Genomic DNA, 16,098 nt, shown 5'->3' with positions numbered 1-16,098 from the left:
GTTGCCAAACCGGATCATCCCGGTGGCGCGCGCGTTGCCGCCCGGTGGCCGGTGGGATCGCTCCCCGGCGGGGAACATGCGAAACGGGCCGGTCGACCGGCAACTTGCCCGGTCGACCGGCCCGTTCAGGGCGAAGCGGGTGGCCTAGGAGTAGCAGGCCGCCGGGTTGCCCAGCACGCGGGCGAGGCTGTTCCAGCCCGCGCCCACGAGCTTGCCCGAGCCGTTGTTGGCCCACAGACCCGTGGCGGAGTCGTAGTGGTACTCCCAGAAGCCCAGGTTGGTGGTGCCGTACAGGGTGTCACCGCCGACCGAGGTCAGGTGGGTGAAGATGTTCCAGCCCGAGCCGACCGGCGTCTGCAGGGCGGTGGTGGTCCCGTTCACCAGGTCGAACTCGGAGCGCTTGAGCTCGTTGGTGGTCGAGTGGCGGGTGTAGAGCACGCCGTTGCCCGCAGACACGATGTAGTCGACGCCCAGCCAGATGGGAGCCGCGGCGGCCTTCGACTGAGCGCCTGCCTTGGACTGCAGGCCGTCCTTGGTGACCTTGACGCGCGTCTTGCTGTGCGCCTCGGGCTTGGCCTTCGCCTTGCCCGCCGTGGCGGACTTGGCCGCCGCGCTCGGGGCGTCGGTGACGTAGTAGAGCTCGCCCGCGCCGTCGATCAGCCAGAGGTCGCCGTTGGCGTCGGAGCTCACCTTGTTGGTGTTGCCCGCCTGGGTCCAGTACCGGTAGTCGTCACCGGGCAGCGAGACGACGATGTACTGGGCGCCGTTGGGCGCGGTGTCCCAGCCGTAGCCGTTCCAGCTGTAGGCGCGGATCTCACCGGTGGTCGGCAGGATCAGGTAGAAGAGGCCGTACGGACCGGCGACGACGGTGCCCGCGTTCCAGCCGGTGCCGATGTAGCGCTTGGCACCCCAGCTGAACCCACCGTTCTCGGGCTCGTTGTGCGGGTAGACGAACAGGCGCCCGTCCTGCTCCACGCCGTAGACGTCCGCGCTCACGTCGCACGAGGGCACGGGCGAGGCGGAGGCGGTCGAGACGGCGGCGACCGGCAGGGTGACCGCGACCGCGACCGCGGCGAGCATGGTGGTGACGCGCTTTGCGAGCTTCATATAGTTGTTCCCCAAGGTTGTCTTGCGTCTGGAGGACGCTGCCGCCACCCCCGACACGGCCACGTCCGACCGCTGGGCGTTGAGCATCCGTGTGGCGCGTACCGGGGCCGACGCGACCACGAGCCACACCGCCGCACGAGCACAACCCGCACGACGCGTGAATTCCCCAAGATGTGCTTCCCCAGTGATCACGATAGTAGCGTGATCACCGGGGCTGTCCAAGGACATTGGATCTACTCGCGGGCGTGTCGTGGCGATTGCGTCGTGTGGGGGAACGCCTGTAACACCAACAGGTTCACCGGAGATGTCGGTCCAGGGGGTGAAGTCGGCCGAGGTTTTCTCTGCCGTGCGCAATGAACCACGCCGAAGAGATCAGCCGATGGCACGCACAGGTCGCGCTGCCGCCGGACCCGCGGTTGGTGAGCAGGCAACGACCCACACACCCGCCGTCGGGGCGGCGAGTTTCCACCTGTTCATCCTCAGTTCCCCAGTGCGTTCCGATACGCGCCTCGGATCGCGCGACGACACCAGCCTGGTCGCCGCGCGATCCGAAGTGGAACGTCACGACTGGTACGGGATCCGCACCAGCTTGGCCTGCCCGGAGCCGTCGACGAGCAGCACGGCTTTGCCCACCTGGAGGTTGGCGACGGCGATCACCGGGTCGACCGCCGAGGTGCCGATCGGGATCCACGCCGGTGGGACGGCCCAATCGGTGATCTGGCGCCGCACGACCGTGCCGTCGGTGGTGCGGGCCACGATCTCGGTCTTGCGCGGCCCGAAGGAGAACGCGGTGTCGACGGTGCCCGTGAAGGTCAGCCCGCCGCTGATGTCGGTCCACGGGCCGAAACCGGGCCCGGTGAGGTAGGGCTTCTCCTCCGAGGTCCAGAGCTTGCCGTTCTCATCGCGGGCGATGAGCCTGGACGGTCCGTTCTCACCCTGGGTGATGTGCGGGGTGCCCACGACCCGCAGGCCCCGGACCGGCACCGGCGGGTCGTACGTGGTGAACGGTGGCCTGCGCACTTCGAGCTCACCCGTCGCCGTCCGGGTCACAGCGGTGGGTCCGCTGGCGAGGCCGATCGTGGTGTCCTGGCCGAGCCGTTGCGCGGCTGGGAACCACGGTGAGGAGGTGTCGCTGCCGCGCTTGGCGTTGTAGACCATCCCGCGGTCGTCAATGCCGTAGACCGCGACGTCGTTGGCGAACGCACTGGTCAGGACCGGGCCCACGGTGAACCTGCCGCCGATCCCGGTTCCCGAGCCGAAGCTGCCATCCGGCTGCTGGACGTACATCCGGCCGCGGCCGTCCTGGCTGGGTGCCGACAGGAGCAGTCTGCCGGTGCCACCGTCGCGCAGCGCCGACACCGCGCCGGTGTGGTTCTGGTAGCCGGTGAGCGCGGTCCAGGTGATCGCGGTGGGGTCTTGCGGGTTCTCCTTGCCGTACAGCAGTTCGCCGCTGTTGTTCACCCAGGCCGCCTCGAACGTCCGGGTGGCCGGGTTGTAGACCAGCCTCGGGCGCTCGCCGCGCGGACCGGGCAGCGGGTTCGACTGCTGATCGGGCGCGGCGCACCCGGAGGCGGTGACCTCCGCCAGCGCGCCCCAGCCGGAGCCGACGACCTTCCCGATGCCGTTGTTGGCCCACTCGCGCTTCTGGTCGTCGTACCGGTACCAGACCAGGGTGCCCGCCGGGTCGTTGGCGACGCCGTAGAGCACACCGCCGCCCGCGCTGATGAGCCGTTTGAACACGCCGAAGCCCGCGCCGATCCGCTCGCCGATGGTGAGCCAGCGGTTGTTCTCGAAGTCGAACCGGTAGCGGTAGAGGTCACCGTCGGCCCGGGCGAAGAACGCGCTGCTCCCCGAGGTGATCACGTTCGGCCTGACCGCGGGGCTGAGCGGGACCTCGTCGGCGGTCAGCCGCCCTTGGTCGTCCCATGAGGACACGAAGAACCTGCGGTCGTCCTGCTTGTAGAACCGCCCCTGCTCGTCGACGAGCGGCCTCGTCGACGGGTCGACCACACCGAGGTCCTGGTACTGGCCGCCGCCGAAGGACGCCCAGCCCGATCCGGTCCACTGGTAGCGCCGGTGTTGTCGGTTGCCGGTTGTGATGTGGTGGATGTACCCGCCGGGGGCGGCGTAGGTGGTGCCGCCGTTCCAGCCGGAGCCGATGTAGTGCTTGGCTCCCCAGCTCGCCACACCCGTTTCGGGTTCGTTGTGCGGGTACACGAACATGCGCCCATCCGGCTCCACGCCGAAGACGTTGACCGCTGCGGTGCAGGCGAGTTCGGCGGCGGCCGGGCTCACCGCGACAAAAGGCAGCCCGGCCACGCTCACGGCGCCCGCCGCGAGTAAGGCGGCGAGTCTCTTCGTGTTCATTCTAGGTCCCCAGAAATGGTTGTTCAGGAAAAGTACGGGAACTGCGCCAGTTTTGCCTGCCCCGATGCGTCTATCAGCAGGACGACCTTCCCCTTTTGTAAACTGCCGGAGGTGATCACCGGGTCGACCGTCGAGGTGCCGATCGGGATCCAGGGCTGCTCCGCGGCCCAGTCGGTGACCACGCGGCGCACCACGGTGCCGTCGGTCGTGCGGGCCACGAGATCGGTCCGGTTCGGGTCCCACCGGAGGGTGTCGACGGCACCGGTGAACGTCAGGCCGCCGCTGATGTCGGTCCACGCGTCGAAGCCGTCGGCGTTCTCCAGCGCGGCCCACAGCTTCCCGTTGCCGTCGCTGGCGACGAGCCGGTCGAACCCGCCCTGGCCCCTGGTGAGGACGGGCATGCCCATTCCCGGCAAACCCCGGGCGAGCTTGGGCTGCGAGAACGGGTAGTCCAACTGGCTGCGGCGCAGTTCTACGTCACCCGCCGAGTTGAGGGTGAGCAGGTTGTAGGTCGTGTACGGCAGCGTGATCGTCGACTTCGGGCCGATTCCCTGTGCGACGGGGACCCAGGGCTTGAACTCGTTGCCCGCCTTGGAAGTGCGCATGAGGGTGCCGTGGTGATCGATGCCGTAGGCGTCCACCGACTCGCTGCCGATGGTGAGCAGCATCGGTCCGGTCCGGAACACCCCACCCGTGTTGATCGCGCTGCTGAACCCGCCACCCGGCTGTTGGACGTGCGCCCGGCCACGGCTGTCCTGGCTGGTCGCGGTCACGACCGCCCGGCCGTTGCCGTACTCGTAGGTCAACGACGCCGCGCCGGTGTACTTCTGGTACCCCGTCATCGGGGTCCAGGTGATCGCGGTGGGGTCTTGCGGGTTCTCCTTACCGAACAGCAGTTCGCCGTTGTTGTTGACCCACGCGGCCTCGAAGGTGCGGGTCACCTCGTTGTACTTCACCGTGGGGCGCTCGTTGTGCGGGGCGGGAAGAGGATCCGGTGCCGGGGCTTGGGGCGTTGCGCAGCCCACCGCCGTTGTACCCGCGAGTGCGCCCCAGCCGGAGCCGACGACCTTGCCGATGCCGTTGTTGGCCCAGGTGCCGGTGTTCTCGTCGTAGCGGTACCAGAGCAGGGTGCCCGCCGGGTCGTTGGCGACGCCGTAGAGCACACCCCCACCGCCGCCGAAGAGGCGTTTGAACACGCCGAAGCCGGACCCGACGATCTGGTTGGTCTGGATCCACCGGTTGGTCTCGAAGTCGTACCGGTAGCGGGAGAGGGCGTCGCCCACCCGGCGGAAGAACGCCCCGTCGCCGGACGCGATCAACTCCGCGGTCGTGCTCTGCAAGCCCAGCGGGTGCTCCTGCCCCACCTGCCGTCCCTGCTCGTCCCACGTCTGCGCCGTGACACCGAGGGTGCCGTTCTGGAGCACCCGCCCCCGCTCGTCCACCGTGATCGACTGGGGCCACGGCGTGCTGAGCTGCCCCAGGTCCTGGTACTGGCTGCCGCCGAAAGTCGCCCAGCCCGACCCGGTCCAGCGGTAGCGCCGGTGCTGCGAGGTGCCCGACAGGACGTAGTGGAGGTAGCCCCCGGGTGCGGCGTGGACGGTGCCGCCGTTCCAGCCGGTGCCGATGTAGCGCTTGGCTCCCCAGCTCGCCACACCGGTCTCGGGCTCGTTGTGCGGGTACACGAACAGCCGCCCGTCCGGCTCCACCCCGAATACGTCTACAGCGGGAGAGCACACCGGTGCGGTGGCGGCGACCGGCGCCGCGCCTGCCGTGACCGCGGGTAAGCAGGTGGCGGCCAGGACGGCAGCCACCAGTACACCCGCGCGTCTGATGTAGTCCATCTTCAGTTCAACCCCAGTGGCCATGCGAATCAGAGATCAGATCCTAGCCGCCTGGAGATCCTTTGTGGACTGCTTACCGCGAGCCGTGCGCTCGCGCCGTGCTCAGACTCCTGTTGATCAAGAATGGTGTGGTCAGCGTCACAAGGTGCGTCCGGGTTGTCAGCGCCGGACGCACCGCCTGGGTCGCACCGTCACACACCCGCCACCGCTGGCTTGACCTCCAGGGACTCCAGGAACTTCACGCACCAGTCCAGCAGGTCGCGGTCGCGGAGCACGGGGGCTCCGATACGCCCACCAGCTCCACCCTCTGTCGGCCGGGGTGTCGTGACGGTATTCGTCACCGCCTTGTGCGTGGCCTTCGGATAAAGCCTCTTGAGCCGCACCAATTGGGAGTCGCGCAAAGGCAGGGGCGCGAAACGAATAGCGTTCCCCTGCGCGATGACCTCGGTAACCCCGTGCTCTCGGCACTGCTGCCGGAACCGAGCCACCGCGAGCAAGTTCACCACCGGCGTAGGCGGCTCCCCGTACCGGTCGACCAACTCTTCGCGTACCGCGTCCAAGGCAGCCGTATCCGGTGCGGCGGCCAGCTTGCGGTACGCCTCCAGCCGTAGTCGCTCACCGGGGACGTAGTCGTGCGGGATGTGCGCGTCGACCGGTAGGTCTACCCGGACCTCGGCGAGGTCTTCCTCGTCTTCAGCCCCCGGTGCCCCGGCGTGCTTGCGGAAGGCCTCGACCGCCTCACCGACCAAGCGCACATAGAGGTCGAAGCCAACGCCCGCGATGTGACCGGACTGCTCGGCGCCGAGGATGTTGCCCGCGCCGCGGATCTCGAGGTCCTTCATGGCGACGGCCATGCCCGCGCCCAGTTCGGTGTTCTGGGCGATGGTGGCGAGGCGGTCGTGGGCGGTCTCGGTGAGGGGCGACTCGGGCGGGTAAAGGAAGTACGCGTACCCGCGTTCGCGGCCCCGGCCGACCCGGCCGCGGAGCTGGTGCAGCTGGGCCAGGCCCAGCATGTCGCCGCGCTCGACGATGAGGGTGTTGGCGTTGGAGATGTCCAGCCCGGTCTCGACGATCGTGGTGCAGACCAGGACGTCGTGCTCGCGCTCCCAGAAGCCCTGGATGATCTTCTCCAGGCGGTCCTCGTTCATCTGGCCGTGCGCGGTGACGACCCTGGCCTCGGGGACCAGCTCGCGCAGCCTGCGCGCCGCCTTCTCGATCGACGACACGCGGTTGTGCACGTAGAAGACCTGGCCGTCGCGCAGGAGCTCGCGGCGGATGGCGGCGCCGACCTGCTTGTCGTCGTACCCACCGACGTAGGTGAGGATCGGGTGGCGGTCCTCCGGCGGGGTGAGGATGGTCGACATCTCGCGGATGCCCGCCAGCGACATCTCCAGGGTGCGCGGGATCGGCGTCGCGGACATCGTCAGCACGTCGACGTGGGTGCGCAGGGCCTTGATGTGCTCCTTGTGCTCGACGCCGAAGCGCTGCTCCTCGTCGACGATGACCAGGCCGAGGTCCTTGTAGCGCAGACCGGTCTGCAGCAGCCGGTGCGTGCCGATGACGATGTCGACGGACCCGTCGCTCAAGCCCTCTACAGTGCGCTCGGACTCTTGCGCGTCGGTGAACCGCGATAGGCCGCGCACGGTGACCGGGAACGAGTGCATGCGGCCGGAGAACGTGTTCAAGTGCTGTTGGGCGAGCAGCGTCGTCGGCACCAGCACGGCCACCTGCTTGCCGTCCTGCACCGCCTTGAACGCCGCCCGCACCGCGATCTCGGTCTTGCCGTAGCCGACGTCACCGCAGATGACGCGGTCCATCGGGACGCCGCGCATCATGTCGGCCTTGACCTCGTCGATCGCGGCGAGCTGGTCGATGGTCTCGGTGAACGGGAAGGCGTCCTCCAGTTCACGCTGCCACGGCGTGTCCGCGCCGAACGCGTGTCCGGGCGCCGCTTGGCGGGCCGCGTAGAGCTGCACCAGCTCCGCTGCGATCTGCTTGACCGCCTTCTTGGCCTTGGCCTTCGTGTTCTTCCAGTCAGAGCCGCCGAGCTTGTTCAGCGTGGGCAGCTCGCCGCCGACGTAGCGGGAGACCTCGTCGAGCTGGTCGGTCGGCACGAACAGCCTGTCGCCGGGCTGGCCGCGCTTGGAACTGGCGTACTCCAGGACGAGGTACTCGCGGGTGGCCCCCGCGACCGTGCGCTGCACCATCTCGATGTAGCGCCCGATGCCGTGCTGCTCGTGCACGACGTAGTCACCCGACTTGAGCGCCAACGGGTCTACCGCGTTGCGGCGCCGCGACGGCATCTTGGTCGACATGTCCTTTGTGGACGTGCCGTGCCTACCGCCGGTCAAGTCGGCTTCGGTAACCAGGACCAGGTTAGAACCGGGCGCGATGAGGCCATCTTCGATAGCGCCGCAGACCACGGTGACGACGCCCGCGCGCGGGGGCTCCGATAGCCCCTCTTCGGCGAAGACGGCTGGCACCTCAGCCTCAGCCAACTGCTCCACCGCGCGCTTAGCGGTACCGGCGCCCGGTACGACCAACACAGCGATGCCGCCGGTAGAGGTGTGTGCGCGCAGGTCTGCGAAGGCGCGCTCGATCTCGCCGCGGTAGCCCTCGACCGGTCGCACGTCGAGGTTGATGGCGTCCTCGTCGGGCGCGGTCAACTGCGACAGGGTCCACCAGGGGTGGTCGTTGTCGCGGGCGTGCGCGGCGACCTCGCCGAGGTCGCGGTAGGCGGAAGCGCCCAGGTCGATGGGGGCCTTACCGCCACCCGCGGCCGCCATCCAAGAGGCTTCCAGGAACTCCTGGCCGGTGCGCACCAGGTCGTGCGCGCGGGTCCGGATCTTCTCCGGGTCGTTCAGCAGGACGTGCGTGCCCGCCGGGACGACGTCGGTGAGCATCTGCATCTGACCGGGCACCAGCGCCGGGATCAGCGCCTCCATGCCCTCCGACGGGATGCCCTCGGCGAGCTTGGCCAGCATCTCGTGCAGGTGCGCGTCGGCCTGGTGCACCTCGGCGAGCCCGGCCGCCCTGGCCCGCACGTCCGCGGTGAGCAGCAGCTCCCGGCACGGCGGGGCGGTGATCTCGGCGATCTCCCCGGCCAGCGAGCGCTGGTCGGCGACGGCGAACGGGCGGATTTCGCTGACCTCGTCGCCCCAGAACTCGACCCGGACCGGGTGCACCGCCGTCGGCGGGAACAGGTCGACGATGCCGCCGCGCACGGCGAACTCGCCGCGCTTCTCCACCATGTCCACCCTGGCGTAGGCGAGGTCGGCGAGGCGGGCGATGACCGCGTCGAAGTCCTGCTCGACCCCGGTCCGCAGGTGCACCGGGGCGAGTTCGCCCAGGCCGGGGGCCATCGGCTGGATCAGGCTGCGGACCGTGGCGACCACGACCTTCAGCGCCCCGGCCGGGTGCTCCTCGGGGTGGGCCAGCCTGCGCAGGATCGCCAACCGGGCACCGACGGTGTCCGCCCTGGGCGAGAGCCGCTCGTGCGGGAGGGTCTCCCAGCTGGGGAAGTCCGCCACCGCGTCGCCGCCGAGCAGGTCGCTGAGCACGGCGACCAGGTCGTCGGACTCGCGGCCGGTCGCGGTGATCGCGAGCACCGGGGTCTTCGCGGCGAGCGCGGCCACCACCAGCGGGCGGGCGGCGACGGGGCCGGAGAGGGTCTTGGTGGGAGAACCCGCGGCGTCGGTGATGGCGACGGCGGCGGGGTCGGATAGCAGGGTGGTCAGCAGGCCGTGCAGCTTCGACACGAGCGGGGTGTCCTTCGTGCGGGGTGAGGTCCGCTGTTCAGCCTACGGCGTGGGACCGACATGCGTCGCGGTGTGTGGGGGAGGGGGCGGGTCGGCTCGCGTGCCCCGGGCTGCCGGTCTCGTTGTTACGACTTCGCGACCCGGGATCGGTCGGCCTCGTCGCCTGGCGGCGACCTCGGCGACCCGGGATCGGACGCCTCGTTGCCTGGCGGCAACATCGGGCCCGATTCGCGATTTTCGAGCTTTACTCGATGGGGTGGACCTGTTTTGTGCGGGGCCCCTACGACACCCGTGGCAGGACCGCAAAGCAGGGGCCGAAAAGCATGGCCCTGCTGCGAACGACGCTACGGCTGCCGTCCCCCCACACAAAACAGGTCCACCCCATCGAGCATTTGGCACCAGCGACTCCGACTGTCCAGGTGCTGGGTTGGCAGGGCAGCCGAGAGCGGGCTGGGATGGCACCGACGGGTCTGGCTGTCGAGGGGCTGATCAGGCGGGTTGGGGGCGGACCTGACGGGGGGGGGCACCGCCGGGTCCGAGTGTCCAGGCGCTGAGTCGGTGGGTTGGGGCCGGTCCTGATGGGGGCGGGTTGGCACCGCTGGGTCCGAGTGTCCGGGGGCTGGCCGGGTGGGTTGGCGGGTGGTTGTCCACAACGTGTTCTGTTGTCCACAGGACGTGGTCGCTAACCCGGTTCTGTCGGGATCGGTCAATAGGCTGTATATCGGGGGCTCTTGCGGCAGATGATCTTGCGGGGGTGGGGTGGAACCACCGTGTTTCGGTTGTTCGAGGGGTTGGGTGTGGGGGCTACGTTGCGGGGCATGGTGCTGAATAGGTGGGCTGGGTTGGGGTTGGACGAGGGCCTGGGGCGGGTGTTGGTGGGGCGGTGGTCGGAGCCGCATCGGCGGTATCACGGGATTGGGCATCTAGAGGCGGTGCTGTCCGGTGTGGATCTTCTGGCCGAGCACGCCGCGGATCCTGATTTGGTGCGGTTGGCGGCCTGGTACCACGACGCTGTCTATAGGGGGGCGCCGGATGATGAGGAGCGGAGTGCGCGGTTGGTGGAGGTAGAGCTACCGGACGCAGGCGTGGATGCGGGCTCGGTGGCCGAGGTGGCGCGGCTGGTTCGGCTCACCGCTGGGCATCGGACGGTGCCGGGTGATCGCAATGGTGAGGTGTTGTGTGATGCCGACCTGGCGGTTTTGGGGTCGGATGGGTATTGGGCGTATGTGGAAGCGGTGCGGGAGGAGTACCGGCACGTGCCGGATGAGGCCTTCCGGGTTGGTAGGGCTGCCGTCCTGCAGGGCCTGTTGGAGTTGCCCAGCCTGTATAGGACTCCCTTGGCGCAAGAGCGGTGGGAAGTCGCTGCGCGTAAGAACCTGGTTGCTGAGTTAGAAGCGCGGGGTCCGCTTCTCTAGGAACGCGGCCACGCCCTCGGTGTAGTCGGGGCTGGTTACTGAGGCTGAGTACATGAAGCGGACCTCTTCGTCCTCTTCGTAGCGGCCGTCCACTATGCGGGCGACGATGTCCTTGGCGCCTCGGATGGTGACCTGGGACCGCGACGCCATGGTTGTGGCGAGTTCTACGGCTCTCTTGACCGGTTCCGCGTGCACCTCGTTGACCAGGCCGATCCGCAGGGCTGTGTCGGCGTCGATGATGTCGCCGGTGAAGAGGATCTGTTTGGCCCAGGCAGGGCCAACTGCATCCACCAGCTGTTTGGTCGATGGCAGGTTGAACACGATGCCGAGCTTGGACGGCGTTACCCCGAAGCGGGCGTCCGTGGCGGCGATCCGCAGGTCGCAGGCGAGGGCGAGCTCGCAGCCGCCGCCGATGCAGAAGCCGTCGATGGCGGCGATGGTGGGTTTGGCCAGGCCGGTCAGCGCCTTGGTGGCGGCCTCGATCGCGTCGGCGTAGCGGCGGGCGCCTGCCGGGTCGCGGCGCAGGCTGGAGAACTCGCTGATGTCCGCGCCCGCGGAGAACGTGTCCTCGGTGCCCTTGATGATGAGGACCCGCAGGTCGTCGTCGGCGCGGACGCGGGCGGCGATGCCGGGGATGGCGGCCCACATCTGGTAGCTGATCGCGTTCTTCTTCGCGGGCCGGTCCACCGTGAGGGTGGCCACCGGGCCGTCGCTGGTCAGGATGAGGTGCTCGCTCACGCCGGTCACGGTAGCCCTGCGGGAAGTTCCCACGTTGGGGTTTGGTAGTTAGGGCGGGGTGAGATGGGGCATTCTTCCTGTATGCGCCCTACCCCCGTGGTAGTCCTGTCCGCCGTGCTGGTGCTCTCCTCGTGCGGTTCGAGTGGAGCGGCGGTACCACCGCCCTCAGCCGCTGGGGCGGCCACGGGATTAAAGGTCGAGACCGTTGCCGCTGGGCTCAGCCACGGGTGGGACATCGGGTTCCTCCCGGACGGCAAGATCCTTGTGACTCAGCGCAACGGTGAGTTCGCCTTGGTCTCCGGCAACACGGTGACCCGGTTGAAGGCCGCGACCTACACGATCCAGGTCCGCGGCGAGGGTGGGCTTATGGGCATGGTGGTGCACCCCGACTTCGCGACCTCGCGCGAGTTCACCACTTGCCAGACGCACATGGAGAACGGCCAGCCCGTCGACATCCGCTTGGTGACTTGGCGGCTGACTGAAGACGAACAGATGGCTACCCGGGTCCGCGAGCTGCTGACTGGCCTACCGCTCGCCTCTAGTGGCCGCCACTCCGGTTGTCGACCCACCATCGCTGCCGACGGTGCTCTCTTGGTCGGTACCGGCGACACGGCACGCGGCGATGCCTCGCAGGACAAGAAGTCGCTCGGGGGCAAAGTCTTGCGCATAGATCTGAAGACAGGCGCGCCGTTGCCCGACAACCCCATCCCGGGATCCCCGGTCTACACATACGGTCACCGCAACGTCCAAGGTGTGGCGCTTAGGACTAACGGTCAGGTCTTCGTCGCCGAGCACGGTCCAGATAAGAACGACGAAGTCAACCTCTTGAAGGCTGGCGCCAACTACGGCTGGGACCCGTCGCAAGGCGGCACGGTGCCCGGGTACGACGAGAGCGTCCCCATGACGGACCTCGCACGGTTCCCAGATGCGATTCCGGCCAAATGGCAATCCGGTGTGACCACGGAAGCCATCTGCGCGGCCGCTTTCCTTACCGGTTCACAGTGGGGCTCCTTGGACGGCACGCTCGTCATCACCGCCCTCAAGGGAGCCAAGGCCCTCTTCCTCACCCTGAACGCCAACGGGGACGTCACTTCCACCGCCATCCCCGCTGAACTCCAAGGCCACGGCAGGCTTCGCGCCGCACGAACAGCACCTGACGGTTCCCTCTACATCACCACCTCCAACGGGACGGACGACAAGCTCCTGCGGGTGACGCCCGCCGGCGGCTAAGCGGCGTCCACCCCGTGGACCGCACAATTGCGGGTAACACAGGTCCCGCACCCGGCGACTCCCCTGGCGAGCGGCCTTAATAGGGCGGCTGAGCAGGGGAGGAGCGGCCATGGCGGGGCAGTTCTCGATCAGTCCCGATGAGGCGCGTGAGGCCCACGAGCTGTGCATGGCGCAGATCGACCGGCTGGACTCGCTGGTCGCCGCGGCGACCGTGCACGAGTACATCGACTACGGCAACCGCGCGTCGGGCGCCGAGATGGGCTTCGCGTTCGCCGACGAAGCGGCCGCCTACCAGGGGTTCGACCACCGGGTGGCGCAGGTTCGGGCCGAACTGTGGGACATGGCGGACCGGTTCCGCGCGATCGCCGACGGCTGCGCCGAGGCCGACCTCGAGAGCCTGCGGTGGATCGGTGGGAGCCGGTGACCCCGCAGTCCGGTGCAGCGGGGTCCGGTGCTGCAGGGTCCGGTGCGGCGGAGTCCGGTGCGGCGGCGGTCCGCAGTGGACACCCACCCGCCCTTCGGTATGCGCACCAACGCATGCGTTGCCATCAGGGCCCGTCGACTATCCCGTCCCATCGAGATATTCGGCGGAGAACCTCCCCGCGCACCCCGCCCGGCCGGACATGACGTCCCGGGCGCCGGACTGCGGTCCGTCGCGGTGCGACCAGAGCAGTTCGGCCCTACCGGCGCGCCGCCGTCGGCGACAGGGTCCCGCTAGAGCGCCCGCCCCGGCCCGGCGGAGCGCCCGGGTCGACGCGTGCGCACGGCTCCCCGCACGGGGGCGGGGACACCGAGCACCGCGGCCGGTGCCAGACGGAGATCGATGAGGACGAGGTGCTCGGCGCAGGCCGCGAGGTCGCGCCGCCCGTGATCGTGGAGTAGCAGTGACGCTGACCACCCAGCTCGGCTGGACGCTCACCCCCGACGAGTTCGGCCACGTGTGGGACCGGCTCGGCATGGACGTGTTCCCGTACCCGCTGCAGGTCGCCCGCGCGGGCATCACCCAGCGGGAGCAGGCCGAGGTCAACGAACGGGTCCGGGCCAAGCTGCGCGCGGCGAACATCCTCGGCCGCGGCGACCGGGTCGACCCGGAGCTCGACGCCGCGCTGCGCATGCTGCACGCCCCCGAGGTGTCGGTGGACTCGGTGTGGATGGCCGAGGACGGCTCCGACTCCCCGCACCGGGTGCTGGCCGCCCGGGTCGGCAGGCGCGCGGTGATCGCCACCCAGGAACCCGGCCCCAGCGAGCACGCGGGCGGCGACGTGCTGATCCGCGACGTCGGGATCACCGCGCTCGCCTCGGCCGTCGTCGCCGAGCTGCCCGCGGACCGGGCGGGCCGGGTCGCGGGCGGCGGCTGGCGGGCCGAGCACGCCGAGCAGGTCCCGGTGCTCACCGAGCTGCTCGCCGCGCGGCGGCTGCGCGCCGGTCAACTCGGCGTGACCGCGCACGGTGAGCGCGGGCCGTCGCTGTTCTGGTTCGACGTGGCCGACGACGGCCGCTACGCGCTGATGCGCACCGTGCGCGCCGACGCCCGCCAGTGGGTCGACCTCGCCCCGGCGGACTCTGCCGTGCTGCGCGAACAGCTCACCCAGCTGTTGCGCCAGAGCGGCGCCGCTCACGGCCCGTAACACGAGCGGGTACTCGTCGCCGCGCCAGGTGCGCTGTGAGAGGCTTGGTCACTGTGACCACCGTCATCCGCCGCCGCAGCCCACTCATCGCGTCGCTGATCGCGTTGGGGCTGGTCCTCGGCGCCTGCGCCAGCGGCCCGAACCAGGTGAACTCCGCCGCGATCGTGGGCGGCAAGACCATCGGGGTCAACGAGGTCCAGGACCTCGTCGACAAGGCCGTCAAGGTCGAGCCCGCGGTCCGCGTGCTGGCCGACCAGCGCAAGCTGAACCTGGTCTCGCGCGCGGTGCTGCGCCAGCTGGTGCTGCACGAGCTGATCGCCGACTACTCGACCAAGCAGCGGGTCACCGTCGAGCCCGCGCAGGTCACCCAGCTCGCCGAGCAGATCAGCGCGTCGCTGCAGGAGTTCCCCGACGACGGCAGCGCCTCGCCGGAGGCCATCGTGCAGCAGGCGGTCAACCGCGCCTTCGACGCCGAGTACCTCGCCCGCGACTACCTGCTGCTGGCCCAGTTCGGCCGCGAACAGCTCTCGAAGCTGTCGGTGACCTTCGACTTCACCCTGGTCGCCGCCGGTGAGCAGGCCGCGGCCGGGTCGCTGCGCGGGCAGGCCGTCGACAAGGCCAAGCAGATGGCGCAGAGCCCGGAAGCGGCCGCGAAGGTCATCGACGCCGACGTCGCCGCGGGTGCTCAGGCCGCGAAGGGCGAGACGCTGACCCCCGCGCTGGCCCCCGAGATCGCGGGCACGGTCATCTTCGGCGCCCCGGCAGGCTCGGTGATCGCCTTCCAGCCCAACCCCGAGCAGGCCAACTGGGTGGTCGCGGTGATCCACAAGCGCGGCTTCGACGGCAAGCCCGCCGCCGAGAAGGAGGACGACCCCCGGGTCGCCACCTCGCTGGGCCGCAGGCTGCTGCAGTCCACCGGTGAGGAGCTGGGCATCAAGATCAGCCCCCGGTACGGCGTGTGGGACGCCTCCGACATGAACGTGGCCGCGGACGACTCGCTCACCGTCGGCGTCGTCTTCCCGATCAAGAACGCCAAGCAGCAGTGACCCCGCACCCGGGCACCGCCGTGGTGGTACTGACCGCGACGACGCTGCCCGCGGCCGCACTGCCCCTGCTCCGCACCGCCACCCGCGTCTACGCGGGTGGCGGTGTTGATGTTGCCCTCGGTGACGGGCCGCTCCCGGCCGACGTGGCCGACGAGGCCGCGAACCACCCGGTCGTGGTGCTCACCGACGACCCGGCGTACTCGCTGCCCGGCGCGCCCGTCTACCGCACCGCTGGCGCTGCCCTGGTCCGGGCGGCGCAGGTCATGGACACCCTGCGGTCCCCGGGCGGCTGCCCGTGGGACGCCGAGCAGACCCACGAGTCGCTGCGCCGGTACCTGGTCGAGGAGGCCTACGAGCTCCTCGACGCCATCGACGACGGTGACCGCGCCGCCCTGCTCGAGGAGCTGGGCGACGTGCTGCTGCAGGTCCTCTTCCACGCCCGCCTCGCCGCCGACGCCGCCGACGACCCGTTCGACGTCGACGACGTGGCCACGGCGCTGGTGCGCAAACTGGTCTCCCGTCACCCGCACGTGTTCGCCGACGGACCCGCGGTGTGGGACGCGCAGACCCAGGAGAACCGCTGGGACGAGCTGAAGCAGCAGGAGAAGCGGCGCTCGTCGAGCGTTGACGGGGTCGCCATGGGGCAGCCCGCCGTCGCGCTCGCGGTGAAGCTGGTGCAGCGCGCGGGCAAGGCGGGGTTACCGGCCGACCTGGTGCCCGCGGGTGACTCGGTGGGCGAGCGGCTGTTCACCCTGGCGGCGCAGGCCCAGCTCGCCGGGCGCGACCCGGAGCACGACCTGCGCGAGGTGGCCCGGCGCTTCGCCGACCAGGTGCGCGCGGCCGAGAAGTCCGCCAAGGCGGCCGGGGTCGAGCTGACCGCCGATGCCTGGCGGGCGCACTGGCCCCCGGCCTGAGCGGTTCCGGCCCGCTTGTTCGTCCGGTGCCGATCACCGGGGCCGCGCGCGGTC

11 protein-coding genes are annotated in these 16,098 nt (G+C 69.7%); 6 read left to right on the top strand and 5 right to left on the bottom strand.

The annotated features are described in order from the left end of the window. Window positions 1–144: 144 nt before the first annotated feature. The 4 genes from LV75_RS20655 to mfd all read right to left on the bottom strand — a co-directional run bounded on the left by LV75_RS20655 (window position 145) and on the right by mfd (window position 9,064). Window positions 145–1,107, bottom strand: a complete 963-nt coding sequence (locus LV75_RS20655; protein WP_253888626.1) for a tachylectin-related carbohydrate-binding protein — start codon at window positions 1,105–1,107, stop codon at window positions 145–147. 561 nt (window positions 1,108–1,668) lie between these two features. Next, complete coding sequence (locus LV75_RS20650; RefSeq protein ID WP_253888625.1) at window positions 1,669–3,474, bottom strand: tachylectin-related carbohydrate-binding protein; 1,806 nt, start codon at window positions 3,472–3,474, stop codon at window positions 1,669–1,671. Window positions 3,475–3,497: 23 nt separating this feature from the next. After that, window positions 3,498–5,315: a tachylectin-related carbohydrate-binding protein gene (locus LV75_RS20645; RefSeq protein WP_253888624.1), complete on the bottom strand. Its 1,818-nt coding sequence runs from the start codon at window positions 5,313–5,315 to the stop codon at window positions 3,498–3,500. A 191-nt stretch (window positions 5,316–5,506) separates the two neighbouring features. Next, window positions 5,507–9,064: a transcription-repair coupling factor gene (mfd, locus tag LV75_RS20640; RefSeq protein WP_253888918.1), complete on the bottom strand. Its 3,558-nt coding sequence runs from the start codon at window positions 9,062–9,064 to the stop codon at window positions 5,507–5,509. An 827-nt stretch (window positions 9,065–9,891) separates the two neighbouring features. Here mfd and LV75_RS20635 point away from each other — a divergent pair. Further along, on the top strand, window positions 9,892–10,488 hold the full coding sequence (locus LV75_RS20635; protein WP_253888623.1) for an HD domain-containing protein: 597 nt from the start codon (window positions 9,892–9,894) through the stop codon (window positions 10,486–10,488). Here the strand turns inward: LV75_RS20635 and LV75_RS20630 are convergent. Next, complete coding sequence (locus LV75_RS20630) at window positions 10,462–11,226, bottom strand: enoyl-CoA hydratase/isomerase family protein (protein WP_253888621.1); 765 nt, start codon at window positions 11,224–11,226, stop codon at window positions 10,462–10,464. The two genes, LV75_RS20635 and LV75_RS20630, sit on opposite strands and share 27 nt — an antisense overlap. 81 nt (window positions 11,227–11,307) lie before the next feature. Between LV75_RS20630 and LV75_RS20625 the strand changes: the two genes are divergently transcribed. The 5 genes from LV75_RS20625 (at window position 11,308) to LV75_RS20605 (ending at window position 16,044) form a co-directional block, all read left to right on the top strand. Continuing rightward, a complete protein-coding gene (locus tag LV75_RS20625; protein WP_253888620.1) occupies window positions 11,308–12,456 on the top strand; it encodes a PQQ-dependent sugar dehydrogenase in 1,149 nt (382 codons plus the stop codon). 109 nt (window positions 12,457–12,565) lie between these two features. Beyond that, entirely contained in the window at window positions 12,566–12,880 is a 315-nt protein-coding gene (locus LV75_RS20620) for a hypothetical protein (RefSeq protein ID WP_253888619.1), read from the top strand. Between the two features lie 460 nt (window positions 12,881–13,340). Next, window positions 13,341–14,084, top strand: a complete 744-nt coding sequence (locus LV75_RS20615) for an ESX secretion-associated protein EspG (protein WP_253888618.1) — start codon at window positions 13,341–13,343, stop codon at window positions 14,082–14,084. Between the two features lie 53 nt (window positions 14,085–14,137). Then, window positions 14,138–15,130 carry a SurA N-terminal domain-containing protein gene (locus LV75_RS20610; RefSeq protein ID WP_253888617.1) on the top strand — a complete coding sequence of 331 codons (993 nt, stop codon included), beginning with the start codon at window positions 14,138–14,140 and terminating at the stop codon, window positions 15,128–15,130. Continuing rightward, window positions 15,127–16,044: a nucleoside triphosphate pyrophosphohydrolase gene (locus LV75_RS20605; RefSeq protein ID WP_253888616.1), complete on the top strand. Its 918-nt coding sequence runs from the start codon at window positions 15,127–15,129 to the stop codon at window positions 16,042–16,044. The genes LV75_RS20610 and LV75_RS20605 overlap by 4 nt, the downstream gene beginning before the upstream one ends. Window positions 16,045–16,098 lie beyond the last annotated feature (54 nt).

Origin of the sequence: Actinokineospora diospyrosa (assembly GCF_024171925.1) — a bacterium.
GTDB lineage: Bacteria > Actinomycetota > Actinomycetes > Mycobacteriales > Pseudonocardiaceae > Actinokineospora > Actinokineospora diospyrosa.
This window is presented reverse-complemented; position numbering and strand designations above follow the sequence as displayed.